This window comes from Pseudomonas sp. FG-3G (assembly GCF_901007645.1).
Lineage (GTDB): Bacteria > Pseudomonadota > Gammaproteobacteria > Pseudomonadales > Pseudomonadaceae > Aquipseudomonas > Aquipseudomonas rhizophila.
Genome location: NZ_CAAKGZ010000045.1, coordinates 132697 through 158397 on the forward strand (window position 1 = coordinate 132697; position 25701 = coordinate 158397).

The following is a 25701-nucleotide window of genomic DNA, read 5'->3' on the forward strand; positions in this document are numbered from 1 at the left end:
TCCCACATGGGATCTCTGTTCGCCGAAGATCCACTGTGGGAGCGAGCCCGCTCGCGATGGCGATGTTACAGGCGCAACAAAGTCTTCCAGGCCCGATTCTGATAAACCGCGATCGCCTGTTGCTTGCGCGCGTCCAGGGCTTCTTCGGTAATCGGTTCGTTGGCCAGTTGCGCCAGTTTGTTCAGCTCACCGTAGAGGCGGTCCATTTCCGGGATTTCCAGCACATGGCGGGCGTGGTGCAGCCAGGCCTGGATGCGTTCGATGCGCGGCAGTTGTTCGGCCAGGTCTTCCGGCTGTTGCTGATAGCGTTGCAGTTGCAGCGACGAGGACTCTTCGCCCAGCAGGCGCGGCAGCCAGCTAGCCAGTTGGGCGGCACCCTGGCGATTGCCGCGGGTGTTGCGCTCGGCGGCCCAGCTGCGGGCCAGCAGCCAGCGTGAAGTGTTGAGGGAGAATTGGCCCCAGCGCGGGTCTTGCAGCTCTTCAAGGAACTGTTCCGGCGCGGCCTTGCGCACGTCTTCGTCATCCAGGCCGGCCTGGACCAACGGGCGCCAGTCTTCCAGCAGTGCGTCCAGGGCGACGCGCAAGTCATGCGTTGATTGGCGTGGTGCGGCCTGGCCGAGGCTGCTGAGCAGGGCGCGCAATTCGGCCAGGTTTTCCACCCAGTCCTGCAGCAGGCGCCAGTGGCCGTTAAAACGATACTGTTCGGCCAGACGCTGGCTGCTGCTCAGCAAATGCCAACTCAGCGCGGCAAAGGCATCATCGAGTGGCATCTCGGCGGTCAATTGCGGGGCCGGCAGACTCAGGGCATAGCTGTTCGCATCATGCAGGCGATAACCACGCTCGGCCTTGCTGATATCACACGGCATCAAGGGCAGGGTCGCGGCCAGCTCGGCGGCCAGTTCCAGCAGGGCAGCGGGTTCACCTTCGCGCAATTCCAGCTCCAGCTCGCAGATTTCTTCCTTCTGCTTGCCGACCACGACGTGGCCCAGGTCCAGCGCGGCCTCGATGACCACTTTGCTTTTGCCGCGGCCCCAGGCGATTTCCGCGCGTTCACGAACGAAATCGGTGGTGAAGATGGCCTTGAGGGTTTTCTTGTCCAGTTCGGCCAACGCCTCTGGCCAGCATTCGCCATCGAGTTTCTTCAGGTCGAGCTTGGCTTTAGGCAGGTGCCAGTCGTACTCGTTGCGCTCGGACAGGCCGGCGATGCTCTGGCCGCGAGTCTTGAGGGTCTGGATCACCTCTTCGCCGTCGCGACGCAGGCGCAGGGCGACCTTGGCCCCGGCCAGGTCACGCTCTGGCGTGTCGAAATACTGGTTCATCAGTTCGTGGCGTTCCCAGCCGCTTTTGTTGCGTTTCTTGAGCAATGGGTGCTCGCGCAAGGCTGCCAGGGTCTCGCGGCTGACGCGGAGTTTGATTTCGGTTTCTTTCTGCATGGCCGGAAAATCCAGGGATCGGGTGCGCAGCCGGGGGAAGGTGTGGCTGCCAAGGCCGTGCAGTGTACAGGACTCATCCGTTCTACGCGCCGCGGCGGTTTATGGGAGTGTCCTGTCTCACCAATACTGTTCCTTTTTGGTGAGACAGGACACTCGCGCAAGATGGTTCTATGATGGACATCAATTTGTAAGTCCGGAGCCAGCGATGCCTTTGCCCACCCTGAAAGATCAGTTCGCTGCCCTGATCGCCGCGCCTTCGGTCAGTTGTACCCAACCTGGGCTGGACCAGTCCAACAGCGCCGTGATCGAGCTGTTGGCGGGCTGGCTCGCCGATCTGGGGTTCTCCTGCGATATCCAGCAGGTCAGCCCCGGCAAGTTCAATTTGCTGGCCAGTTTCGGCAGCGGTCCCGGAGGCCTGGTACTGGCCGGGCACAGCGACACGGTGCCGTTCGACGGCCAGTTGTGGCAGACCGATCCGCTGAAGCTCACCGAGGTCGATGGCCGTTGGGTTGGCCTGGGCAGTTGCGACATGAAGGGTTTTTTCGCCCTCGCCATCGAAGCGGTCAAGCCCTTGCTGGAGCAACCGTTCAAGCAGCCCTTGCTGATCCTGGCCACTTGCGACGAAGAAAGCTCCATGGCCGGCGCCCGTGCCCTGGCCGATGCCGGAAGGCCGTTGGGGCGTGCGGCGGTGATCGGCGAGCCGACCGGCCTCAAGCCGATTCGGATGCACAAAGGCATCATGATGGAGCGCATCGACATTCTCGGGCGCAGCGGTCATTCCTCCGACCCGAGCCTGGGTCACAGCGCCCTTGAAGCGATGCACGACGCCATGGGCGAGTTGCGTGGCCTGCGCCTGCAATGGCAGCGCGAATTTCGTAACCCGCAATTCACCGTGCCACAGCCAACCCTGAATTTCGGCTGCATCCACGGTGGCGATAACCCCAACCGGATTTGCGGCCAGTGCTCCATGGAGTTCGACCTGCGGCCATTGCCCGGCATGGACCCGAATGTCTTGCGGGCGGCGATCCAGCAGAAACTCAATCCCATCGCCGAGCGCCATAAAGTCAAGATCGACTACGCACCGCTGTTCCCCGAAGTGCCCCCCTTCGAGCAGGCCGAAGACTGCGAACTGGTGCGAGTGGCCGAGCGACTCACCGGCCATCGTGCCGAAGCAGTGGCGTTTGGCACCGAAGCGCCTTATCTTCAGCGTCTTGGCTGCGAAACCCTGGTACTTGGCCCCGGCGATATCGCCTGTGCCCACCAACCGGGCGAGTACCTTGAAATGTCACGTTTGCAACCTACCGTGCAGCTATTGCGGCAACTGATCGAACATTACTGCCTGACACCGGCCACGGCCGGCTAAATTGCCCACATCCGGGCCCGTATTCATGAGGAGAGCGCGCGTGTCGCCAAGCCTGTTCCGACGATAACCATCAGCCCGCTGTGCGTTCCGTTTCGTCTTTTTTCGGCTGCTATTTATTTACAGGCCCAGGTTCATGCCCGAATACGTCAATTGGCTTCGTCACGCTTCGCCCTACATCAACGCCCACCGCGATTGCACCTTCATCGTCATGCTGCCCGGCGATGGTGTGGAACATCCGAACTTCGGCAACATCGTCCATGACCTGGTGCTGCTGCACAGCCTTGGCGTGCGTCTGGTGCTGGTTCATGGTTCGCGTCCACAGATCGAAACCCGCCTCGCCGCGCGGGGCCTGACGCCCCATTACCACCACGGTATGCGCATCACCGACGCTGCAACCCTGGAATGCGTGATCGACGCTGTCGGCCAGCTGCGCATCGCCATTGAAGCGCGCCTGTCGATGGACATGGCGTCCTCGCCGATGCAGGGTTCGCGCCTGCGGGTCGCCAGCGGCAACCTGGTGACGGCACGGCCCATCGGCGTACTGGAAGGTGTGGATTATCACCACACCGGCGAAGTCCGTCGGGTCGATCGCAAGGGCATCAATCGCCTGCTGGACGAACGCTCCATCGTCCTGCTGTCACCATTGGGCTATTCGCCGACCGGGGAGATTTTCAACCTCGCCTGCGAAGACGTGGCGACCCGGGCGGCCATCGACCTGGCAGCCGACAAACTGCTGCTGTTCGGTGCCGAGCAGGGGCTGATCGGCGAAGACGGTCGTTTAGTGCGCGAGTTGCGCCCGCAACAGGTCCCGGCTCACATGCAACGGCTGGGCAGCGACTATCAGGCCGAGCTGCTGGATGCGGCGGCCCAGGCCTGTCGCGGCGGTGTGGCGCGCAGTCATATCGTCAGCTATGTCGAAGACGGTGCGTTGCTGGCCGAACTGTTTACCCGCGATGGCAGCGGTACGCTGGTGGCCCAGGAACAATTCGAGGTGGTGCGCGAAGCGGCCATCGAGGATGTCGGCGGTTTGCTGGACCTGATCAGCCCGCTGGAAGAACAGGGGATTCTGGTGCGTCGTTCCCGCGAAGTGCTGGAGCGTGAGATTGAGCAGTTCAGCGTGGTCGAACGCGAAGGCATGATCATCGCCTGCGCGGCGCTTTACCAGATCGCCGATTCGGATGCCGGGGAGCTGGCGTGCCTGGCGGTGAATCCGGAATACCGCCACGGCGGTCGTGGCGATGAGCTGCTGGAGCGGATCGAAACCCGGGCTCGGGCCAAAGGGCTCAAGACTCTCTTCGTACTCACCACCCGTACGGCCCATTGGTTCCGCGAGCGGGGCTTTGAGCCCAGCAGTGTCGAGCGCCTGCCAGCGGCGCGGGCATCGCTGTACAACTATCAGCGCAACTCGAAAATCTTCGAAAAAGCCCTCTAGGCGTCCTGCCTGGGGGAGCCGCACATCGGAGTGAACCGCGTAGCTGCGACCTTCTTGATTCCAGACAATGATCCGTCAGGCTGGAATCCATCAAGATCGCAGCTACGCTGTTTTGTCCATGAGTGCTGCACTTGGAATGCATGGAAGCCGGCTGCGTTTCCCACGATCGCCACAGTGCAGAATCGCTATCAATAAAAATATTCAGTAATTCACAGACTGGCCGATATGCCATGTCACGGTTGGATGACGCTTTGATGGCGGTGATATTTCCAAATGAGCTGAAAACTTATGAAACAATTCTTTTTAGATTTATAAACAAACCATTATTCTGCGGGCCGGTGTCGCGGGGTTAGACGATGGTCGTAATCACAAATGCTTACGATTGACTTGCCAGTCACGGTCTGGCGCTAATCACGCATCCGCGGATTCCGGGCGTTCGACCCGGAACCAAAGACACACAAGAATTAGAAAACGAGAGGAGCGAAGCATGAACAAGTCCACCTTGGCCCTGGCTGTGGCCGTTGGGGTTCTGGCGCAGCAGGCAGGCGCCGCGGGTTTTATCGAGGACAGCAAGGCGTCTGTCAGTTCTCGTACAATGTACTTCGATAACGATCACCGCGAAGGCGGTGCCGACCAACGTGAGACGGCCACTGGCCTGAAGTTTGACTACAAGTCTGGCTTCACCCAAGGGGTCGTGGGTTTTGGTATTGATGCCCAGGCGCTGGTAGGTATACATCTGGATGGCGGCAAAGGTCACCACCCCAATAACAATTCTTTTGTTCCAAGCGACACCGATGGTTCGGCCGTGCATAACTGGAGCCGTCTGTCAGCTAATGTGAAAGCGCTCTTCTCGAAGACCGAGGCTCATGTAGGTGGTGCATTGGCGCCTAACCTGCCGATCCTGATCGCGAACGATGCTCGTCTCCTGCCACAGACCTTTGAAGGTGGCACCATCACCTCCAAGGAGATCGACGGTGTAACTTTCAACGCCGGTCAGCTGGAGCATGCCACGGGCCGTGCATCAAGCAACAGCACTGGTCTGGCAGTGGACGGGGGTACCCAGGAGAGCAACCAGTTCCGTTACGGCGGTGCCGACTGGAAGGTCACCAAGGACCTGACCCTGCAGTACTACTACGCCAACCTGCAGGACTATTACAAGCAGCACTTCCTGGGCGCGGTACACGTTTTTCCGATCAGCGAAAACCAATCGTTCAAGACTGACCTGCGTTACTTCGACAGCAGCTCGGATGGTCGTAACGGTGAGGCGGGTTACGAGTTCAGCAACAACGGTGGTTATGCCAAGAACCCCGGTGAGGTCGATAACAAAACCTGGAGCGCCATGTTCACCTATACCCTGGGTGGCAGTGCCTTCCTGTTGGGCCATCAGCAAGTCGGTGATGACGGTGGTTTTGTCTACATGAACCAAGGCAGTCTGGCTAACGAAGGGGCCGGTGGTGCGAGCTTCTACCTGTTCACCGACAGCATGATCCACCAGTTTGTCCGCGCAGGCGAGAACACGACCTTCGGTCAGTACTCCTATGACTTCGCTTCGCTGGGTGCCCCGGGCCTGAAAGCCTCGATCTCTTACCTCCATGGTGACGACATCAAATCCGCCTCGGGCGGCAGCGACTCCTCGGAATGGGAGCGTGACTTGCGCCTGGACTACGTTGTCCAGCAAGGTCCTCTGAAAGGTTTCGGTACCACTGTGCGTCACGGTTCCTACCGTGGCAGCGGTACCGGTCTCGCCGACCGGGATCAAACTCGCCTGATCTTCAACTACACTTACAACTTCATGTAAGACGTAGCGAAGTAAAAAAGCCCCGCCCGGCAGCACGCCGGGCGGGGCTTTTGCGTTTCTGGGGAGGCGGGAGGATTTTTAAGCGGTCCCTTCGCTATCGTGCAGACTCCGTCGCATCTTTACGCAGGATGAACGCACTGAATGCCAGAAAATCGTCCAGATGTCCGGTAATGATCGCAACCATGATCGGCAATTGCAGGGCTTGGTAGTCATGCACGGCGATATTCCTGAAACCCACCATGTTCTTCAGGTTTTTCACCAGACCTTCTTCCACCCAGCCTCCTTGAAAAAGCAACTCGAATGTATCGCGGGCACTTTGCGGGACACCCAATCGCTCACGTCGAATCAAATGCTGTCCCATATCCAGTGCCGCTTCGCACGCACGCTGGATGTTCAGGACTGCCGAATCCTGGCGAGTGAAATCGGTGGCAAACGTAGCGGGATCTTTCTCGTACTCCTCCCGTACCCTGGCGACGCAACGCTCGATACTCGCTGCTTTATTGATCAGTACGTCATCGGCCATACACGCTGCCTTCTTCCTGAATATCCTTGAGCAATCCCGCCCGAGCCTCATCGAGAGCGGTTTTTTCGCTGAGGATAAAACACTCGAACAAACCCGCCCGTACGTCTCTGGCCCAGAGTCTCTGGCCTCGGGTCACGATCTGGTATTGCATGACGGTTGTTGCCCCGCGTAAATCAATCAGATCCACCGGACTGCCCGCGATATCCGCCAAGTCACCTGAAAGCTGCCACAACGACACAGGATCGACTTCGCCGGACAAAAGCACAGCAATATCGACATCACTGTCAGGCCCGGCGGTGCCCTGTGCATGGCTACCGAACAGGTAAACCGCCAGCAGTCCAGGAAGATGGTTTTGCAGATGAGTCAGCAAGGCTTGAATGTTCATGCTGCCTATCCTAGCCGCTCGTCCTGAAATCGCGTCAATAATTTCCGCAGTGTGGGTACAAAACAAAAAAAGCCCCGCCCGGCTATACGCCGGGCGGGGCTTTTGCGTTTCGGGTCTGGCCCACCCCTGTAGCCTTCCCCGAATCTTCTCCTCTTTCAATAACTCGAGGCCTTCTCGAAACCTCGGAAATGATCTTGGGCCGCTATGCGTCATGGTGCCAGTGAACAGTTTTTTATATTTTCTAATGATCTAAACAAATGGGCATTCATTCTTTTTAAAGCAATGAAAACCGGTGCACAGTTGACCCCCACAACAACCAACCAGGAGCCGCACCATGAGCCTCAGACTCGGCGACATCGCCCCCGACTTCGAACAGGATTCCAGCGCCGGCAAGATTCGCTTCCACGAATGGCTCGGTGATAGCTGGGGTGTGTTGTTTTCCCACCCGGCGGACTTCACCCCGGTATGCACCACTGAGCTGGGCTTGACCGCCAACCTCAAGGGGGAATTCGACAAGCGCGGCGTCAAGGCCATCGCGCTATCGGTAGACCCGGTGGACTCGCACCACAAGTGGATCGAGGACATCAACGAAACCCAGAATGCGGTGGTCAATTTCCCGATCCTGGCCGACGCCGACCGCAAGGTGTCTGACCTGTATGACCTGATCCACCCCAACGCCAGTGACACGCTGACCGTGCGCTCCCTGTTCGTGATCGATCCGAACAAGAAAATCCGCCTGACTATCACGTATCCGGCCAGCACCGGGCGCAATTTCAACGAGATCCTGCGGGTGATCGACTCATTGCAACTGACCGACAACTACAAGGTGGCCACACCGGCCAATTGGCAGGATGGCGATGAAGTGGTAATCGTGCCATCGCTCAAGGATGAGGACGAAATCAAACAGCGTTTCCCGAAAGGTTATCGCGCCGTGAAGCCTTACCTGCGCCTCACCCCGCAGCCCAATCGCTAAGGCAAACGCAAAACCTGTGGGAGCGAGCCTGCTCGCGATAGCGGTCTATCAGTCGACATCGCCACTGGCAGATCCGACGCCATCGCGAGCAGGAGGGCTCTCCCACAGGAGGGCTCTGTGCGTCAAGGAATCGGGCGTTTAGAAGGCTTTTCTAAGGTGGGCGAGCGGGTTTTGCGCGCCCCTCATCAAAAGGATCTGCGCCCTGTCGCCGCCGCTACGGGCGCCCACCGCTTGAAGCGTTGAGGTCGCGTCAGACGCTCTCACGCTTGGGCAAATACGGCGGCAGATACAACCCCAGGTAAGCATCGAACACCCGCATGCCTTCTTCGGCCATGCGCGGGGTGATCTGGCCGTGTTGCTGCACCGAGCGCGCGTAGACGCGGTCGCCCAGTTCCATGGCCAGGGCGAACACATCAACGTCATGGGGCAGTGCCGGCAGTTCGAAATGGCGAGCGAAGAGCTTGTGCAACAATTCGCCGAGTTCGAGATCGTGCTGACGGTCGGCCTGGATGACTTCAGTCAGGCCATGTTGGGCCAGGATCAGTTGGCGGGCGGCGGCGTCCTGGCTGTAGATGGTCAGCATGCGTTGCTCCACCTGCCGCGACAGGTCGTGCCAGTGGTTCAGTCGCGCATGATCGATCGGCACTTGCAGGCAGGCGCGAAAGGCCGCGTGGACGTCGGCGGTCAGCCCTTGCAGCAGGGCCGGGACGCTGGCGAAGAAGTGATACACCGAGGAGGGCGGGATCCCGGCACGTTCGGCGACGCTGTAGATCGACAGGCTGGCCACGCCTTCGGCAGCAAGCAGCGTGCGGGCGGCATCGAGAATCGAGTCGATCCGGGCCTGGCTGCGGGCGCGAGGCTTGCGAGGGGTGGCGGTGCGCGTCATCGGTGTCTCCTGCGGGGCTGCCGGGCATTGTACGAGCCGGGTTCAGTGTTGTCTTCAAGGCCGTCATCGCGAGCAAGCTCGCTCCCACATTGGATCTTTGGTGGTCAGTTAATCATGCTCACCACAGTTCCCTGTGGGAGCGAGCCTGCTCGCGATCCGCCGAAGGCGGCCATCCACCCCAAGGCATAAAAAAACGCCGCAGCCTCGAAGGCCTGCGGCGTTTTTTTACTGCAACCCGCTTACACGGTATGCAGGTACCAGTTGTACTCAAGGTCGGAGATGGAGTGTTCGAACTCCTCCAGCTCGCTTTCCTTGCAGGCCACGAAGATATCGATGTATTTCGGATCGATGTACTTGGCCATGACTTCGCTGTCGTCCAGCTCGCGCAGGGCATCGCGCAGGTTGTTCGGCAGGCTTTGCTCGTTCTGCTCGTAGCTGTTGCCTTCCACCGGCGCACCGGGCTCGATCTTGTTGACCAGGCCATGGTGCACGCCAGCCAGTACGGCGGCCATCAGCAGATACGGGTTGGCGTCGGCGCCGGCCACGCGGTGTTCCAGACGCACCGCATCGGCGGAGCCGGTAGGTACGCGCAGGGCCACGGTGCGGTTGTCCAGGCCCCAGGTTGGCGAGTTCGGCACGTAGAACTGTGCGCCGAAGCGACGGTAGGAGTTCACGTTCGGGCAGAGGAAAGCCATCTGCGCCGGCAGGGTCTCGAGCACACCGCCGATCGCGTGACGCAGTGCGGCGTTCTGCTCGGGATCCTCGCTGGCAAAAATATTCTTGCCATCTTTATCCAGGATCGAAATGTGGACGTGCAGGCCATTGCCCGCCTGGCCCGGATACGGCTTGGCCATGAAGGTAGTGTCCATTTCATGGTCGTAGGCGATGTTCTTGATCAGGCGCTTGAGCAGTACCGCGTAGTCGCAGGCCTTGATCGGGTCGGCCACGTGGTGCAGGTTCACTTCGAACTGCGCCGGGGCACTTTCCTTGACGATGGCATCGGCGGGAATGCCTTGCTCCTTGGCTCCCTCCAGAATGTCCTGGAGGCAATCGACGTATTCGTCGAGGTCGTCGATCAGGTAGACCTGTGTCGAGTGCGGGCGTTTGCCGGAGATCGGCGAGCGGGGCGGTTGTGGGCGTCCATTCACGTTCTCCTGGTCGATCAGGTAGAACTCCAGTTCGAATGCCGCGCAGATGGTCAGGCCCAGCTCATCGAACTTGGTCACGACCTGGCGCAGGACTTCGCGAGGGTCGGCGAAGAAAGGGTCACCTTCAAGTTCGTGCATGGTCATTAGCAGTTGCGCGGTAGGGCGCTTCTGCCAGGGCTCGTTGCACAGGGTGTCAGGGATTGGATAACAGATCCGGTCAGCGTCGCCGATGTCCAGGCCCAGGCCGGTGCTTTCCACCGTGGAGCCATTGATATCCAGGGCAAATAAAGAGGCCGGCAGGTTGATGCCTTTCTCGTAAACCTTGTGGAGGCTGGTGCGTTCAATGCGCTTGCCGCGCACCACACCATTCATATCCGCAATCAGAAGGTCAACGTACAGAACCTCAGGATGTTCCTTAAGGAACGCGTTCGCTTCGTTAAGCTGAACGGCACGCGGGGGTACCGACATGATGCAACACCTTTGTTGTTAAAAATATCAATCATTGATCTCTTCTAAACCCAGTCAACCCGAACGGCATGCCGAAGTCAAGCTGGGCCTTTTTTGCTCTAAAAAAGCACCTGCGGGGCTTTTTTGAGGCAATTTGGGGCGTTTTTTTCCCTTTGAGGGCGGTGGCGCCCGCAGGCTTGAGCGGGCCGTGTTGTATTTTTTACGGGGGTGTTGTGTAAAAAAATGAACAAGGCTAAGCTCGATTCAAACCCATAACAGCAATAATACCGGGGTGCTTCATGTCTCGCCTGCCGTTAATCGGCGTCACCACCTGCTCCAGGCAGATGGGTCTGCATGCGTATCACGTCAGTGGCGATAAATATTCCCGGGCTGTCGCGACAGCCGCCAAGGGCTTGCCAGTACTGATTCCGTCCCTGGCGGATCTGTTCCCGCCGTCCGATATTCTGGACGCCCTGGACGGCATTCTTTTTACCGGCTCTCCTTCTAATGTAGAACCTTTTCACTATCAGGGCTCCGCCAGCGCGCCGGGCACTGCTCATGATCCTGCACGGGATGCCACCACCCTGCCGTTGATCCGCGCCGCTGTAGCGGCCGGCATCCCGGTGCTGGGTATCTGCCGTGGGTTCCAGGAGATGAACGTAGCCTTTGGCGGCAGCCTGCATCAGAAAGTTCATGAAGTCGGAACGTTCATCGATCATCGTGAAGACGACACTCAAGCGGTGGATGTCCAATACGGTCCTGCCCACGCCGTGCATATCCAGCCTGGCGGTATTCTGGCAGGGCTGGGGCTGCCGCTGGCGATTCAGGTCAATTCGATCCATAGCCAGGGTATCGAGCGTCTGGCACCTGGGTTGCAGGCCGAAGCGGTGGCGCCGGATGGCCTGATCGAGGCTGTTTCGGTGCCAGGAGGCAAGGCTTTTGCTTTAGGTGTGCAATGGCACCCTGAATGGGAGGTAAGCTCCAACCCGTACTACCTTGCGATTTTCCAGGCATTTGGCGATGCCTGCCGGGCAAGGGCAACACAACGCGACGCCGATGCGTCAAACAACGCCTGACTACTAAATAGCAGCCAGGAAACTCACGCCTAGAGGCATTTATGAGTAACAACCTCGACCAGCTCACCGATTGGTTGAAAGACCATAAGATCACAGAAGTCGAATGCATGATTGGCGACCTGACCGGCATCACCCGGGGCAAGATTTCGCCGACCAACAAGTTCATTGCCGAAAAAGGCATGCGCCTGCCCGAGAGCGTTCTGCTCCAGACCGTTACGGGCGACTATGTCGAAGACGACATCTATTACGAACTGCTCGACCCTGCCGACATCGACATGATGTGCCGCCCGGACGAAAACGCAGTGTTCCTTGTGCCCTGGGCCATCGAGCCCACCGCCCAGGTTATCCACGACTCCTACGACAAGCATGGCAATCCCATCGAACTGTCGCCGCGCAACGTGCTCAAGAAAGTGCTCAAGCTCTATGCCGACAAGGGCTGGCAGCCGATCGTCGCGCCGGAAATGGAGTTCTACCTGACCAAGCGCAGCGACGACCCGGACTTCCCGTTGCAGCCGCCCATTGGCCGCTCCGGTCGCCCGGAAACCGGCCGTCAGTCGTTCTCGATCGAAGCGGCCAACGAATTCGACCCGTTGTTCGAAGATGTCTACGACTGGTGCGAACTGCAGGAGCTGGACCTCGACACGCTGATCCATGAGGACGGCACGGCGCAGATGGAGATCAATTTCCGTCACGGCGACGCCTTGTCCCTGGCCGACCAGATCCTGGTGTTCAAGCGCACCATGCGCGAGGCGGCGCTCAAGCACAACGTTGCCGCCACTTTCATGGCCAAGCCCATGACCGGCGAGCCCGGCAGTGCGATGCACCTGCACCAGAGCATCATCGACAAAGACACCGGCAAGAACGTCTTTTCCAATGAAGACGGGACCATGAGCACGCTGTTCCTGAATCACATTGGAGGTCTGCAGAAGTTCATCCCCGAGCTGCTGCCGCTGTTTGCCCCCAACGTGAACTCGTTCCGCCGCTTCCTGCCGGATACGTCGGCGCCGGTGAACGTGGAATGGGGTGAAGAGAACCGCACCGTGGGCCTGCGCGTGCCGGAAGCCGGGCCGCAGAACCGTCGGGTGGAAAACCGTTTGCCGGGCGCCGACGCCAACCCGTACTTGGCGATCGCCGCCAGCCTGTTGTGCGGCTACATCGGCATGGTCGAAGGCATCAACCCGAGCGCGCCGGTGGTGGGGCGAGGGTATGAACGTCGCAACCTGCGCCTGCCACTGACCATCGAAGATGCCCTCGAGCGCATGGAAAACAGCGCCACCATCGAGAAATACCTGGGCAAGAAATTCATCACAGGCTACGTCGCGGTCAAGCGGGCCGAGCATGAAAACTTCAAGCGCGTCATCAGTTCGTGGGAGCGGGAATTCCTGCTCTTTGCCGTCTGAAGCGCCGGGCGGGACTGCTTCAGGCAGTTCCGTCCCCACCGATCTACAAGGAGAATTCGCATGACCGGCAACAATCCGCAAACCCGTAAATGGCAGGCCCTGAGCAACGATCACCACCTGGCGCCATTCAGCGACTTCAAGCAGCTCAAAGAGAAAGGCCCGCGCATCATCACCCACGCCAAGGGCGTTTACCTGTGGGACAGTGAAGGCAACAAGATCCTCGATGGCATGGCCGGCCTCTGGTGCGTGGCCGTCGGCTACGGCCGCGACGAACTGGCCGACGCCGCCAGTCAGCAGATGCGCGAGCTGCCGTACTACAATCTGTTCTTCCAGACCGCTCACCCGCCGGTGCTGGAATTGTCCAAAGCCATCGCCGACATCGCCCCTGAAGGCATGAACCACGTGTTCTTCACCGGCTCCGGCTCCGAAGGCAACGACACCATGCTGCGCATGGTCCGCCACTACTGGGCGATCAAGGGCCAGCCGAACAAAAAAGTCATCATCAGCCGCAAGAACGGTTATCACGGTTCGACCGTGGCCGGCGCGAGCCTGGGCGGCATGACGTACATGCACGAGCAGGGCGACCTGCCGATCCCCGGCATTGTCCACATCGCCCAACCGTACTGGTTCGGCGAGGGCGGCGACATGAGCCCGGAAGAGTTCGGCGTATGGGCGGCCAACCAGCTGGAAGAAAAGATCCTGGAAATCGGCGTGGACAATGTCGGTGCCTTCATCGCCGAGCCGATCCAGGGCGCGGGCGGAGTCATCGTGCCGCCGGACAGCTACTGGCCGCGCATGAAGGAAATCCTCGCCAAGTACGACATCCTGTTCGTGGCCGATGAAGTGATCTGTGGTTTCGGTCGCACCGGTGAGTGGTTCGGTACCGATCATTACGGGTTGAAACCCCACATGATGACCATCGCCAAGGGCCTGACCTCCGGTTACATCCCCATGGGCGGCCTGATCGTGCGCGACGATGTCGTGGCTGTGCTCAACGAAGGCGGCGACTTCAACCACGGGTTTACCTATTCCGGTCACCCGGTAGCCGCTGCGGTGGCCTTGGAAAACATCCGCATTCTGCGCGACGAAAAGATCGTCGAGCGTGTTCATGGCGAAACGGCACCCTATTTGCAACAGCGCCTGCGGGAACTGAACGATCATCCGCTGGTGGGTGAGGTACGCGGTGTCGGCTTGCTGGGGGCGATTGAACTGGTTCAGGACAAGGCCACGCGCAAGCGCTACGAAGGCAGGGGCGTGGGCATGATCTGCCGGCAGTTCTGTTTTGATAACGGGCTGATCATGCGCGCCGTGGGTGACACCATGATCATTGCGCCGCCGCTGGTGATCAGCAAGGCCGAGATCGATGAACTGGTGACCAAGGCGCGGCACTGCCTGGACCTGACGCTCAGTGCGTTGCAAGGCTAAGTGCTAGGCTCTGAGCGAGGCGCCCGTACGGGCCTCGTCCAGCGTAAACAAAAGGCTGGGCTTTTGTTGAAAGGCTGGCCTGTAACTTGCCAGACTACCGGCTGTTCAAGTTGCCCGCGAGCCGGCTACTGAACGACGGCTAAGAAGAATAACTGGAGCATTTTTCATGAAGGCATTAGGCATGAAGACATTAGGTATGAAGATGGCTGGCAAGACCCTCCTCGCCATGTCCCTGACGGGCGTGATGGCGAGTGCTGTTCAGGCGGACGACAAAGTGCTGCACGTCTATAACTGGTCCGATTACATTGCACCGGACACGGTCGCCAAGTTCGAGAAAGAGACGGGGATCAAGGTCGTCTACGACGTGTTCGACAGCAACGAGACCCTGGAAGCCAAGTTGCTGGCGGGCAAGTCCGGTTATGACATCGTGGTGCCGTCGAACAACTTCCTGGCCAAGCAGATCAAGGCCGGTGTTTACCAGGAGCTGGACAAGTCCAAGCTGCCGGACTGGAAGAACCTGGACACCGACCTGCTCAAGGCCGTGGGCGATGCCAGCGACAAGGGCAACAAATATGCCTTCCCCTACATGTGGGGCTCCATCGGTATTGGCTACAACCCGGAGAAGGTCAAGGCCGCACTGGGTATCGACAAGATCGATTCGTGGGACGTGGTGTTCAAACCGGAAAACATGGCCAAGCTCAAGAGCTGCGGCGTGAGCTTCCTCGATGCACCGACCGAAATGATCCCGGCGGCACTGCATTACCTGGGCAAGCCGACCGACAGCAAGGACAAGGCCGACCTGAAGGCCGCTGAAGACCTGTTCCTGAAGATTCGTCCTTCGGTTGCCTATTTCCACTCCTCCAAATACATCTCGGACCTGGCCAACGGCAACATCTGCGTGGCCGTGGGCTACTCCGGCGACCTGGAGCAGTCCAAGGAGCGCGCCAAGGAAGCGGGAGACAAGGTCAAGCTCAGCTACGTCATTCCAAAAGAAGGCGCCGGCACTTTCTACGACATGGTCGCCATTCCCAAGGACGCCGAGAACGTCGAATCCGCCTACAAGTTCATGAACTTCCTGATGCAGCCGCAGATCATGGCTGAAATCACCAACGCCGTACGTTTCCCGAACGGCAACAAGGCGGCCACGCCACTGGTGGACAAGGACATCACCAGCGATCCGAGCATCTACCCGTCTGACGAAGTGAAGAAGCAGCTGTATGCAATCAGTGATCTGGATGCCGGCACGTTGCGTCTGATCACCCGCAGCTGGACCAAGATCAAGTCTGGCAAATAAGCCGGTCTGAGGCATCTTCCTGTTGTCGTCGGCATCGCGGCGGCGGCAACGGGAATAATTAAATGACTAAAAGTTTTGCTGGATCGGTTTATCGAGGGTAAGTTGCGCGCCGGTTTTGTTGCAGGGCACATCGCTGCCAGGTAACGGGGGCAACTTGGGCCCAACTATTTAAGAGGACCTCCACGTGCCTGTTTTTTCTTTGTTACGCAATGCCATGCTGATCGGTGCCGGACTGACGCTTGCCGTCAGCGTCCAGGCTGCCTCCACCGTGCATATTTATAACTGGTCGGATTACATCGGCGAGACCACCCTGGCGGACTTTGAAAAGGCCACGGGGATCAAACCGGTGTACGACGTCTTCGACTCCAACGAAACCCTGGAAGGAAAACTGCTGGCCGGTCGTACCGGCTACGACGTGGTCGTGCCGTCCAACCATTTTCTGGGCAAGCAGATCAAGGCCGGGGCGTTCCAGAAACTCGACAAGTCGCAGTTGAGCAACTACGCCAACCTGGACCCGGTGCTGCTCAAGCGCCTGGAAAAGAATGATCCGGGCAATCAGTACGCCGTGCCTTATCTGTGGGGCACCAACGGCATCGGCTACAACGTCGAGAAGGTCAAGGCTGCGCTGGGCGTCGACAAGATCGACTCGTGGGCCATGCTGTTCGAACCGGAAAACATCAAGAAACTCTCCAGCTGTGGCGTTTCGTTCCTCGATTCGGGCGACGAGATGATCCCGGCGATGCTCAATTACCTGGGCCTGGACCCCAACAGCCAGAACCCTGAAGACTACAAGAAGGCCGAGGCTCAACTTCTCAAGATCCGGCCTTACGTCACCTACTTCAACTCTTCCAAATACATCTCCGATCTGGCCAATGGCGAGATCTGCGTGGCTGCCGGTTTCTCCGGTGACATCTTCCAGGCCCGCGAACGTGCTGAAGAAGCGAAAAAGGGCATCGAGATCGCTTATGTGATTCCCAAGGAAGGCGCCAACCTCTGGTTCGACATGCTGGCGATCCCGCGCGATTCCTCCAACGTCAAAGAAGCCCACGCCTTCATCAACTATTTGCTCAAGCCTGAGGTGATCGCCCAAGTCAGTGACGCCGTCGGCTATGCGAACCCCAATCCCAAGGCCGGCGAGTTGATGGACCAGCAGGTGCGCACCGACGAAGCGGTTTACCCACCGCAAGCGGTCATTGACAAGCTGTACGTCAACTCCGAGCTGCCGCCCAAGATCCAGCGCGTCATGACCCGCAGTTGGACCAGGGTCAAGTCAGGCAAATAGCGTCAAGCGCTTTAACTATTCCAAGGCTCGTCCGCGCAGGGCGAGCTGCAAATTTTGTGGGAGTTTCGTAAATGGCAGTTGCCTCCGGCGCCTATAAGAAAGCCCTCGAGGGCGACCAGACACCCAAGCAGGTGTTGGTCAAAATCGACCGGGTCACGAAAAAGTTCGACGAGACGATTGCCGTGGACGATGTGTCCCTGGAAATCAAGAAAGGCGAAATCTTCGCCCTGCTCGGCGGTTCGGGATCGGGCAAATCCACCTTGCTCCGCATGCTGGCGGGTTTCGAACGGCCCACGGAGGGGCGCATTTTCCTCGACGGTGTAGACATCACCGACATGCCGCCCTATGAGCGGCCGATCAACATGATGTTCCAGTCCTACGCCTTGTTCCCCCACATGACCGTGGCGCAGAACATTGCTTTCGGCCTGCAGCAGGACAAAATCCCGAAAGCCGAGATCGACGCCCGCGTGGCCGAAATGCTCAAGCTGGTGCAGATGAGCCAGTACGCCAAGCGCAAGCCGCATCAGCTCTCCGGCGGCCAGCGTCAACGTGTGGCCCTGGCCCGTTCCTTGGCCAAGCGGCCCAAGCTGTTGCTGCTCGACGAACCGATGGGGGCCTTGGACAAGAAGCTGCGCTCGCAGATGCAGCTTGAGCTGGTCGAGATCATCGAGCGGGTCGGCGTAACCTGCGTCATGGTGACCCACGATCAGGAAGAGGCCATGACCATGGCCGAGCGCATCGCGATCATGCACCTGGGCTGGATCGCCCAGATCGGCAGCCCGATCGACATCTACGAAACCCCCACCAGCCGGCTGGTCTGCGAGTTCATCGGCAACGTCAACATCTTCGAGACCGAAGTGGTGGACGACGCCGAAGGCCACGCGGTGCTGACTTGCAAGGACCTGGACCGCAACATCTACGTGGGCCACGGCATCAGTACCTCGGTGCAGGACAAATCGGTCACCTACGCCATCCGCCCGGAAAAACTGCTGGTCACCGCCGAGCAGCCGGACTGCGAGCACAACTGGTCCAGCGGCAAGGTCCATGACATCGCCTACCTGGGCGGCCATTCGGTGTTCTACGTCGAATTGCCGAGCGGCAAGCTGGTGCAGTCCTTTGTCGCCAACGCCGAGCGCCGGGGTCAGCGTCCGACCTGGGGCGACCAGGTATTTGTGTGGTGGGAAGACGACAGCGGCGTGGTGCTTCGCTCATGAACATGCGCAAATTCAAACGCCGACTCGACCGAATAACGCCCGGTGGCCGTCAACTGGTCATCGGGGTGCCCTTCATTTGGCTGTTCCTGTTCTTCATGCTGCCGTTCTTCATCGTCCTGAAGATCAGTTTTGCCGAAGCCGACGTGGCCATTCCGCCGTACACCGAGATCTACAGCTACATCGACCAGAAGCTGCAGGTGCTGCTCAACTTCAGTAACTATGTGCTGCTCAGCGAAGATGATCTGTACATCGCCGCCTACCTCGGCTCGCTGAAGATGGCCCTGATCAGCACCGTCTTGTGCCTGCTGATCGGCTACCCGATGGCCTATGCCATCGCCAAGGCCCGCCCGGACCTGCAAACGGTGCTCCTGCTGCTGATCATGATGCCGACCTGGACCGCGATCCTGATCCGCGTCTATGCGTGGATGGGCATCCTCAGCAACAACGGTCTGCTCAACGGCTTTTTGATGAGCATGGGCTGGATCAGCGAACCGCTGCAGATCCTCAACACCAACCTGGCGGTCTACATCGGCATCGTCTACTCGTACCTGCCGTTCATGATCCTGCCGCTCTACGCCAACCTGGTGAAGCATGACCCGAGCCTGCTGGAAGCGGCGTCCGACCTGGGGTCGAGCACCTTCAACAGTTTCTGGAAAATCACCGTGCCGCTGTCCAAGAACGGCATCATCGCCGGCTGCATGCTGGTATTCATCCCGGTGGTGGGCGAGTTCGTGATCCCGGAACTGCTGGGTGGCCCGGAAACCCTGATGATCGGCAAAGTGCTGTGGCAGGAATTCTTCAACAACCGTGACTGGCCGGTGGCGTCCGCGCTGGCAGTGGTGATGCTGGCGATCCTGATCGTGCCCATCATCCTGTTCAACCGCAGTCAGGCCAAAGAAATGGAGGGCAAGGAATGAAGCGCTTCAGTTTTTCAAGCCTGATGCTGGTGCTGGGTCTGCTGTTCATCTATGCGCCAATGCTGATCCTGGTGATTTACTCCTTCAACGCTTCGAAACTGGTGACGGTGTGGGGCGGCTGGTCGATCAAGTGGTACGTCGGTCTGCTGGACAACAGCCAGTTGATGGGCTCGGTGGTGCGCTCGCTGGAAATCGCCTGCTATACGGCGATCGCCGCGGTGGCCCTGGGTACACTGGCGGCCTTCGTGTTGACCCGTATTACTCATTTCAAGGGCCGCACGCTGTTCGGCGGCCTGGTCACCGCACCACTGGTGATGCCGGAAGTGATCACCGGTCTGTCGTTGTTGCTGCTGTTCGTGGCGATGGCGCAGATGATCGGCTGGCCCCAGGAGCGTGGCTTGGTCACGATCTGGATCGCCCACACCACGTTCTGCTCGGCCTATGTGGCGGTGGTGGTCTCGGCACGCTTGCGTGAACTGGACCTGTCCATCGAAGAAGCGGCCATGGACCTGGGGGCGCGGCCGTGGAAGGTGTTCTTCCTGATCACCATCCCGATGATCGCGCCATCGCTGGCGGCGGGGGGCATGATGTCGTTCGCCTTGTCGCTGGACGATCTGGTGCTGGCGAGTTTCGTCTCCGGCCCGGGCTCGACAACCTTGCCGATGGAAGTGTTCTCGGCGGTACGCCTGGGGGTCAAACCGGAAATCAATGCCGTGGCGAGCCTGATCCTGCTGGCCGTATCGTTGGTGACTTTCCTGGTCTGGTACTTCAGCCGCCGCGCCGAAGAAAACCGCAAGCGGGCGATCCAGCAAGCTATCGAAGAAAGCGCCGCCGACTCCTGGAAACAGCCAGACCCGCGCCGGGCAGCCGCGCCGGTCTGACCGGACGCTGAGTCACTGTTGGAGCGGGCTTGCTCGCGCAAGCGGTGTGACAGTCGACGAAGAGGTTGAATGTCAGTCCGCTATCGCGAGCAAGCCCGCTCCCACAGGTCTTTTTGTTGCCCACAAATCCGGGGTCAGGCCCAAGTCCAATGTGGGAGCGAGCCTGCTCGCGATAGCGGCGTAGCAGTAAATGAAGATCTCAGTGATCGCCTCTCACTTCTTCAACGCATCATGCGCTTCCAGCGCCCGCAGGGAGTAGATATACGCCGCGCCGGCATTCAGCGAAACCGCAGTGGCCAGGGTGGCGGCGATCTCTTCGCGGGTGGCGCCGGCCTTGATGGCTGCATCGGTATGCACGCCGATGCAGCCGTCACAGCGGGTCGTGATCGCCACGGCGATGGAGATCAGCTCCCGGGTCTTGGCATCCAGCACGTTGTTTTCGGCCGCGGCTTCATCCAGGGCCATGTAGGCCTTGACCATTTTCGGATTGCTTTTGCCCAGGGCGCCGAAGGCACTTTTGATGGTAGGCAGCAGCTCGGACCAGTTGATGAACATGGGGTTGACTCCATAAAGAGGGGGTAGTTGTTAAACCCTTCCAGTCTTGACCATAAATAGCGTCCAAGCCTGTTGATTGATGAACAGCGCTGCCCGCCACTGGGCTCAGGGTTCGGCCCCGACCGGCAGCAGCTTCAAGGTGCTGCGGGTATTGGCCATCACTTCTATTTCGGCCAGATGCGCCTGGTAGTACAGCCCTTCGATGTAAGACTCGGCCTGATCCGCGTAATGCGGGTCGAACGGCACGCCGCTTTGGCCGACGGGGTTGACGGTGACGCTGTGGGCCGGATCGGCGAAATCGATGATGCGCCGGGTGGAAGGGCCATAGGTCACTGGCCAGGGCGCCGGGCCGATTTTGGCCGAGAGGTTATTGGGCACTTCATGGGTGCCGGGTGCAGCAAAGGGGCCGACGTTGAAGATCCGGTCCAGCGGCTTTTGCAGGCCCAGTGGATGACCATGGGTGAGGGTGTGCGCCTTGCCCCATTGCCATTGGCTGGCATCGTCACCGAAGGTGGCCTTGAGGTGCGCCAGGCTCTTGCCCCAAGCGCTCATCACCGTGTCGACACGGGTCTCCTTGCCCGGGGTGGTGCGATCGTCCCACCAGGGCGAATCCTCTGATGCCGCCAGACGTGGCAGCGCGGCGTCGATCACTCGGGTCGACAGCGCGGTTTCGAAGAGCTCGTCGCCCAATTCATCGTGCAGCGCGGCGTCGGCCAGGTTGAAGAGGAACTGGTTGAACAGTGTGGCGCTGATGGAGCCCAGCGGATAGTCGCCCTGCCATTGGGCCAGTTGCTCCACCCATTTGCGTTCCTGGGGGTCGCTGACCTCGTTACGCAGCACCGGTAGCAAAGGCGCGAGCAAGCGCCGGCCGTAGGGGGTGGTGGTGCCCAGTTGCAGTTCACGTGTGGTCTCGATGTCCCACTTGGCCTGCTTGTCGCCCAGTTGGAGGTTGAGTTTCTGGCCGCGGTCGGCAAGGTTGTAATAACCCGGAATTTCCATGCCGCTGGCCGATACCGGCTGGAAATTGGCGGACACGATGTAGCCTCGCGCCGGGTTTTCTTCCTGGGGGTTGCTGCTGAAGGGGTAGAAACCCTCCTTCTGCGCCTCTGCGCTGCCGCCATCGAGCATGAAACCGGGCTTCACGCCGGCCGGCCGCTTGGGCAATTGCGCCGCGGCCCACCAGCCGATATCGCCCTTGGCGTTGGCCCACACCACATTCAGCCCTGGCGCGTGGATCTTGGCTGACGCGCTGCGAGCCTTGGTCAGGGTGTCGGCGCGATTGAGCTGGTAGAAGGCTTCGAGGATCGGGTTGCGGCTTTCCAGGAACCCCCACCACATGGCGATGGGGGTCTTGCCGGCGTGGGCGCCGAGGGCGTCGTTGACGATCGGACCATGGGGCGACTGGCGCAGCTGCAGCGTCACCGGCGCCTGGCCCTTGACTGCGATCTGTTGTTCGCTGCGGGTCATGTCCACCCATTGGTCGCGATACCAGACCTGCTCGGGATTATCCGGGTTGACCCGTTCGACGATCAGGTCCAGGTCGTCGTTCTGGAACATCGTGACGCTCCAGCCGAAATCCTTGTTCATGCCCAGCGTCGCAAAGGGCATCAGCGCCTGGTAATGCCCGTAAAGCTCGAAACCCGGGGCCGACAGGTGCGCCTCGTACCACACCGACGGCGCGGAAAAGCGAATATGCGGGTCGCCCGCCAGCAACGGTTTGCCGCTGTGGGTGCGGCTGCCGGAGACCGCCCAGGCGTTGCTGCCTTCGAACTGCGGCAGGCCGTTTTCGGCCAGGGCCTGTTCACTGAGACGGGCCAGGGCGTTGAGGTCTTTCCAGTCGGCGGCGGCCAGGGGCAGGCCGCTCTTGCGAGTCTCGGCCAGCACGCCATTGGGCTGCCAGTCGAGGTCGAAAATGTTCAGGTAGTCGCTGCCCAGTTGATCGCGCACGTAAGTCAAAAGCGGCTCGGTGCGAAACGCGGCCGCAAAGCTGTAGGCCATGTAGCCGGCAATGCTCACGGTGTCCTCTGCGGTGAAAGGACGCTTGGGGATGCCCAGCACATCGAACTCCACCGGTCTGGCGTGGGTTTCCTGGTAGCGGTTGATGCCATCCAGGTACGCCTGCATCGCGATCCAGGCCGGGGACTGTGGGTCCTGTTCCGTCAGATAGGTCGCGGCGCGTTCGCGAATGCGCAGGCTGCGCATCAGTTTGTCGGTGTCGAGCAGCTTCGGCCCGAGTACCTCGGCCAGTTCGCCACGGGCGAGGCGGCGCATGATCTCCATTTGAAACAGCCGGTCCTGGGCATGGACATAACCCAGGGCGCGGTACAGGTCGGTTTCGTTTTCAGCACGGATATGCGGCACGCCGCGTTCGTCGTAGCGCACGGTCACCGAGCCTTGCAGACCTTGCAGCTGCACCGTGCCCTGGCGGGTGGGCTGCTTGCTGTAGAGGTAGCCGCCCGCGACGATGATGGCGGTGACGACCAATGACAGGAAGGCGATGAGGGTGCGTTTCATGCTAAATCCTTATTGAGTGACAGCGGTCCCATGGTTTCGCTGTTTATTCCCATGTTTAACATGCCGCCGGGTGTCTGCGTATCCTTGCTTGGGGGATTTTCCCTGCGGCCTATTCTTTGGCGGATGTGTCCTGCCCCCACGGGCAATAACACCCTACCGCCAGCGTGTGGGTCGCATTCACCGCCCGGCCGCTGCTCAGGGCCTCGAGAATCGGCTCGATGAAGCTGTTGCTCGAATTGCAGGTCAGGCCTTCGCTGTAGGGGCCGAAGTACGCCAGTTTGCCGCTGCGATCCCAGATCGCTACTGCCGGACTGGCGGGAATCTGGCTTGAGCCGGGGAGCACCGAAAGCGGTTTGAGGCTGCTCAGCGTGGTCGGCAATTGGCCCTGACTGCCGGTTTTTTGGACTGCATAAAACTCGACACCTTGGGGGGCGTATTTCTCCACCAGCTCGGAAAGGTGCTGTTGGTTGCCGACGTTACATGGGCAGGCGGGATCCCAGAAATGCACCAGACGGATCGGGCCAGGGCCGGCCAGGCCGGGGGGGAGGCGCAAAGGGTCGCCGGAAAATACCGCCGTGTGTTCACTGAACGCTCGCAGAAAGCGGCCCTGAAACCAGTCGTAGGCGATCCACAACACGGCGGCGCACCCGAGGGCAAGCAAGCTGGCAAGCAAGGTCGTTCGGTGGGACGGGCGCATGGAGTCGATCCTCTGAGGCCGCGTAGCTTGCCATGCCTGGCGCGACAGATGAATATCGCAGGCCTACAAAGTCTGTTTCGCGCGTTGCGCTTTTATGTGGAAATCCTATGCCCGTCAGTTTCGACCCCGATCACCTGCGTGCCAGCCTGCAACCTTTGGCTCAGTGGCAGCCGCTGTCTGCGCAGGCGCTGGCTTATCAGCGGTTCTACGGCCTGGATTTCCCCCACCGCACGTTGCGCAAGGGCCTGGGGCGTTTCGAGATAGACGGATATGAGTTGGTCGGTCAGGTCTGGTGGCCGGAAAAAGCGCTAGCGACGCTGTTTCTGTTCCACGGCTATTACGACCATATGGGGTTGTACCGGCACTTGATCGAGTGGGCGCTGGAGCAGAAATTCGCCGTGATCGCCTGCGACCTGCCGGGCCACGGCCTGTCCAGTGGCGAACGCGCCAGCATCGGTGATTTCGCCGAGTACCAGGCCACGTTGCAAGGCCTGCTGACCGAGGCCGGGACGCTGGAACTGCCGCAACCCTGGCATCTGTGCGGACAAAGCACCGGAGGGGCCATCGTGGTTGATCACGTGCTCAACCAGGGCCAGCACAGCCCGGCCCAAGGTCAGGTCATACTGCTGTCGCCCTTGGTGCGGCCGCGGGCCTGGGGCTGGTCGCGCCTGAGTTACTACTTGCTCAAACCCTTTGTAACCGGCATCGCCCGACGTTTCAGCGAGAACTCTACCGACCCGGACTTCCTGCCATTCCTGCAAGCCGACCCGTTGCAACCGCTGCGCCTGCCCACCGCGTGGGTCGGAGCGTTGGGGCAATGGATCAAGCGTATCGAAGTCGCCCCGAGCAGCCCGCGCCAGCCCTTGATCGTGCAGGGCCAGGCGGACATGACGGTGGATTGGGCGCATAACCTGCAAGTGTTGCGCAGCAAGTTCGATCGGCCCCAGGTTCTGATGTTGCCCGAAGGTCGGCATCACCTGGCGAATGAGGCGCTGGCGATGCGGCAGGAGATGTTTGGATTTCTGACGAAGCGGATGAGCCGGGTTCGGCGCTGACCGGGCTATTGCTATCGCGAGCAGGCTCGCTCCCACACTGGTTTTTCGACGATCACAAAATCTGAGTTCACTCAAACACCCTGTGGGAGCGAGCCTGCTCGCGATAACGGTGTCAGGGGCGCTGAAGATCTATCTATTGCCCGAGAGTCTGCCCCACCGCCAACCCCGCCCGAATCGCTGCCAAGGCCGCTTGATAATAAGCCTGGCCCTCAGCCGACTCGGCGAAGGTGGCGAACTCCTCCAGCTCGGTGTCCGTCAGGTCGCGGTAGACGTACAGCAGCGTGTTGTTCAAGTCCGCGCCGATCTGCTCCATCAGACGCTGGCGCTGACCGTTCAGCATGCCCTGGGCCTGGCCAGCACCCAGCAGGCCGGGGATCATCGAGCTCAGGCTGTCCGCCGCCACGCCGGCGATCGCCAGGCTGACTTCGGCGCCGGCCTCGCGGGCGGGCAGGGACTGGGCCAGATGGCCGATGATCAATAGGCGGTTGTCACTGACTTGCATCTTCGGCAGGCCCTTGGCGTTCTTCGCCAATTGGTCGCGACGGGTCGCCAGCAGCTCGGCTGCCACGACTTTGCGGCCCAGGGGCGACTGAAAAAAACTCAGGGCCGGGGCTGGGTCGGTGAGGTTCTTGCGCAATTGCGCCTCGGCCCGCTGGTCCATGGCCTGGGGGGCAAAGCGTTGATTGCTGTTGTTGACCAGTGCCTGGAACACTGCCGGTGGCAGGCTGCTCTGGTAACGCTGCTGCGCGGCGCTCAAGGCGTCATTGAAATGCGCCCGTTGTTCCGGCCAGCCGGCGACCTTGTACAACTGGTCGTAGCTGTCTGCCCAGGCGGGCAACGCACAGAACATCAACAATGAGAAAAGCAAACGGCGCATAGGGACTCCTGTCAGCAGCCGACTATTCTCCGTGGGGTGTGGGGACTTGTCGAGAATTCGTATCAAGTTCCTGCGCCTGCGCCATCAGGCGTAACAAACCCGCTGCGCGGCGCTGTCGGTTTTGCA

The 25701-nt window shown here is 60.1% G+C and carries 22 protein-coding genes; 13 read left to right on the forward strand and 9 right to left on the reverse strand.

Annotated features, from left to right (window positions below):
• Positions 1–65 precede the first annotated feature (65 nt).
• Entirely contained in the window at positions 66–1433 is a 1368-nt protein-coding gene (locus PSEUDOMOFG3G_RS26520; RefSeq protein ID WP_139048915.1) for an inorganic triphosphatase, read from the reverse strand.
• Positions 1434–1638: 205 nt separating this feature from the next.
• Here PSEUDOMOFG3G_RS26520 and argE point away from each other — a divergent pair, with 205 nt between their 5' ends.
• The 3 genes from argE to PSEUDOMOFG3G_RS26535 all read left to right on the forward strand — a co-directional run bounded on the left by argE (position 1639) and on the right by PSEUDOMOFG3G_RS26535 (position 6026).
• Positions 1639–2796 (forward strand): acetylornithine deacetylase, encoded by a 1158-nt coding sequence (gene argE, locus PSEUDOMOFG3G_RS26525; RefSeq protein ID WP_047226068.1) that lies wholly within the window; start codon positions 1639–1641, stop codon positions 2794–2796.
• 133 nt (positions 2797–2929) lie between these two features.
• Positions 2930–4228, forward strand: a complete 1299-nt coding sequence (argA, locus tag PSEUDOMOFG3G_RS26530) for an amino-acid N-acetyltransferase (protein WP_047226067.1) — start codon at positions 2930–2932, stop codon at positions 4226–4228.
• Between the two features lie 487 nt (positions 4229–4715).
• Positions 4716–6026, forward strand: coding sequence for an OprD family porin (locus tag PSEUDOMOFG3G_RS26535; protein ID WP_139048916.1), 1311 nt, complete (start codon positions 4716–4718; stop codon positions 6024–6026).
• 94 nt (positions 6027–6120) lie between these two features.
• Here the strand turns inward: PSEUDOMOFG3G_RS26535 and PSEUDOMOFG3G_RS26540 are convergent, their stop codons facing one another.
• On the reverse strand, positions 6121–6549 hold the full coding sequence (locus PSEUDOMOFG3G_RS26540; protein WP_139048917.1) for a DUF86 domain-containing protein: 429 nt from the start codon (positions 6547–6549) through the stop codon (positions 6121–6123).
• Entirely contained in the window at positions 6539–6934 is a 396-nt protein-coding gene (locus PSEUDOMOFG3G_RS26545; protein ID WP_139048918.1) for a nucleotidyltransferase domain-containing protein, read from the reverse strand. Before PSEUDOMOFG3G_RS26545 ends, PSEUDOMOFG3G_RS26540 begins: the two co-directional genes overlap by 11 nt.
• Positions 6935–7268: 334 nt before the next feature.
• Between PSEUDOMOFG3G_RS26545 and PSEUDOMOFG3G_RS26550 the strand changes: the two genes are divergently transcribed.
• Positions 7269–7907 carry a peroxiredoxin gene (locus PSEUDOMOFG3G_RS26550; RefSeq protein WP_139048919.1) on the forward strand — a complete coding sequence of 213 codons (639 nt, stop codon included), beginning with the start codon at positions 7269–7271 and terminating at the stop codon, positions 7905–7907.
• A 250-nt stretch (positions 7908–8157) separates the two neighbouring features.
• On the opposite strand, the gene PSEUDOMOFG3G_RS26555 is transcribed toward PSEUDOMOFG3G_RS26550, so the two are convergent.
• Positions 8158–8793, reverse strand: a complete 636-nt coding sequence (locus PSEUDOMOFG3G_RS26555) for a TetR/AcrR family transcriptional regulator (protein WP_139048920.1) — start codon at positions 8791–8793, stop codon at positions 8158–8160.
• A gap of 239 nt (positions 8794–9032) precedes the next feature.
• Positions 9033–10409 carry a glutamine synthetase family protein gene (locus tag PSEUDOMOFG3G_RS26560; protein WP_047226058.1) on the reverse strand — a complete coding sequence of 459 codons (1377 nt, stop codon included), beginning with the start codon at positions 10407–10409 and terminating at the stop codon, positions 9033–9035.
• 278 nt (positions 10410–10687) lie between these two features.
• On the opposite strand from PSEUDOMOFG3G_RS26560, the gene PSEUDOMOFG3G_RS26565 reads away from it, so the two are divergent.
• From PSEUDOMOFG3G_RS26565 to PSEUDOMOFG3G_RS26600, 8 genes are all read left to right on the forward strand, one after another.
• Positions 10688–11464 (forward strand): gamma-glutamyl-gamma-aminobutyrate hydrolase family protein, encoded by a 777-nt coding sequence (locus tag PSEUDOMOFG3G_RS26565; RefSeq protein WP_139048921.1) that lies wholly within the window; start codon positions 10688–10690, stop codon positions 11462–11464.
• A 41-nt stretch (positions 11465–11505) separates the two neighbouring features.
• A complete protein-coding gene (locus PSEUDOMOFG3G_RS26570; protein ID WP_047226056.1) occupies positions 11506–12864 on the forward strand; it encodes a glutamine synthetase family protein in 1359 nt (452 codons plus the stop codon).
• Between the two features lie 60 nt (positions 12865–12924).
• Entirely contained in the window at positions 12925–14289 is a 1365-nt protein-coding gene (locus PSEUDOMOFG3G_RS26575) for an aspartate aminotransferase family protein (RefSeq protein WP_047226055.1), read from the forward strand.
• A gap of 181 nt (positions 14290–14470) precedes the next feature.
• The gene (locus PSEUDOMOFG3G_RS26580; protein WP_076386499.1) at positions 14471–15583 is read left to right on the forward strand and encodes a polyamine ABC transporter substrate-binding protein; all 1113 of its coding nucleotides are present in this window, start codon (positions 14471–14473) and stop codon (positions 15581–15583) included.
• A 214-nt stretch (positions 15584–15797) separates the two neighbouring features.
• Positions 15798–16865, forward strand: coding sequence for a polyamine ABC transporter substrate-binding protein (locus PSEUDOMOFG3G_RS26585; protein WP_139049040.1), 1068 nt, complete (start codon positions 15798–15800; stop codon positions 16863–16865).
• A gap of 71 nt (positions 16866–16936) precedes the next feature.
• Positions 16937–18079, forward strand: a complete 1143-nt coding sequence (locus tag PSEUDOMOFG3G_RS26590; protein WP_047226052.1) for an ABC transporter ATP-binding protein — start codon at positions 16937–16939, stop codon at positions 18077–18079.
• Entirely contained in the window at positions 18076–18996 is a 921-nt protein-coding gene (locus PSEUDOMOFG3G_RS26595) for an ABC transporter permease subunit (protein ID WP_047226051.1), read from the forward strand. The genes PSEUDOMOFG3G_RS26590 and PSEUDOMOFG3G_RS26595 overlap by 4 nt, the downstream gene beginning before the upstream one ends.
• Complete coding sequence (locus PSEUDOMOFG3G_RS26600) at positions 18993–19877, forward strand: ABC transporter permease subunit (protein ID WP_139048922.1); 885 nt, start codon at positions 18993–18995, stop codon at positions 19875–19877. Before PSEUDOMOFG3G_RS26595 ends, PSEUDOMOFG3G_RS26600 begins: the two co-directional genes overlap by 4 nt.
• A 213-nt stretch (positions 19878–20090) precedes the next feature.
• On the opposite strand, the gene PSEUDOMOFG3G_RS26605 is transcribed toward PSEUDOMOFG3G_RS26600, so the two are convergent.
• The 3 genes from PSEUDOMOFG3G_RS26605 to PSEUDOMOFG3G_RS26615 all read right to left on the reverse strand — a co-directional run bounded on the left by PSEUDOMOFG3G_RS26605 (position 20091) and on the right by PSEUDOMOFG3G_RS26615 (position 23643).
• Positions 20091–20432: a carboxymuconolactone decarboxylase family protein gene (locus PSEUDOMOFG3G_RS26605; protein ID WP_139048923.1), complete on the reverse strand. Its 342-nt coding sequence runs from the start codon at positions 20430–20432 to the stop codon at positions 20091–20093.
• Positions 20433–20537: 105 nt separating this feature from the next.
• Positions 20538–22946, reverse strand: a complete 2409-nt coding sequence (locus PSEUDOMOFG3G_RS26610; protein WP_139048924.1) for a penicillin acylase family protein — start codon at positions 22944–22946, stop codon at positions 20538–20540.
• Between the two features lie 109 nt (positions 22947–23055).
• Positions 23056–23643, reverse strand: a complete 588-nt coding sequence (locus PSEUDOMOFG3G_RS26615; RefSeq protein WP_047226047.1) for a DUF6436 domain-containing protein — start codon at positions 23641–23643, stop codon at positions 23056–23058.
• A gap of 107 nt (positions 23644–23750) precedes the next feature.
• Between PSEUDOMOFG3G_RS26615 and PSEUDOMOFG3G_RS26620 the strand changes: the two genes are divergently transcribed.
• Positions 23751–24698 carry an alpha/beta hydrolase gene (locus PSEUDOMOFG3G_RS26620; RefSeq protein WP_047226046.1) on the forward strand — a complete coding sequence of 316 codons (948 nt, stop codon included), beginning with the start codon at positions 23751–23753 and terminating at the stop codon, positions 24696–24698.
• A gap of 133 nt (positions 24699–24831) precedes the next feature.
• On the opposite strand, the gene PSEUDOMOFG3G_RS26625 is transcribed toward PSEUDOMOFG3G_RS26620, so the two are convergent.
• Positions 24832–25575, reverse strand: a complete 744-nt coding sequence (locus PSEUDOMOFG3G_RS26625; RefSeq protein WP_047226045.1) for a DUF2059 domain-containing protein — start codon at positions 25573–25575, stop codon at positions 24832–24834.
• Positions 25576–25701: the final 126 nt, after the last annotated feature.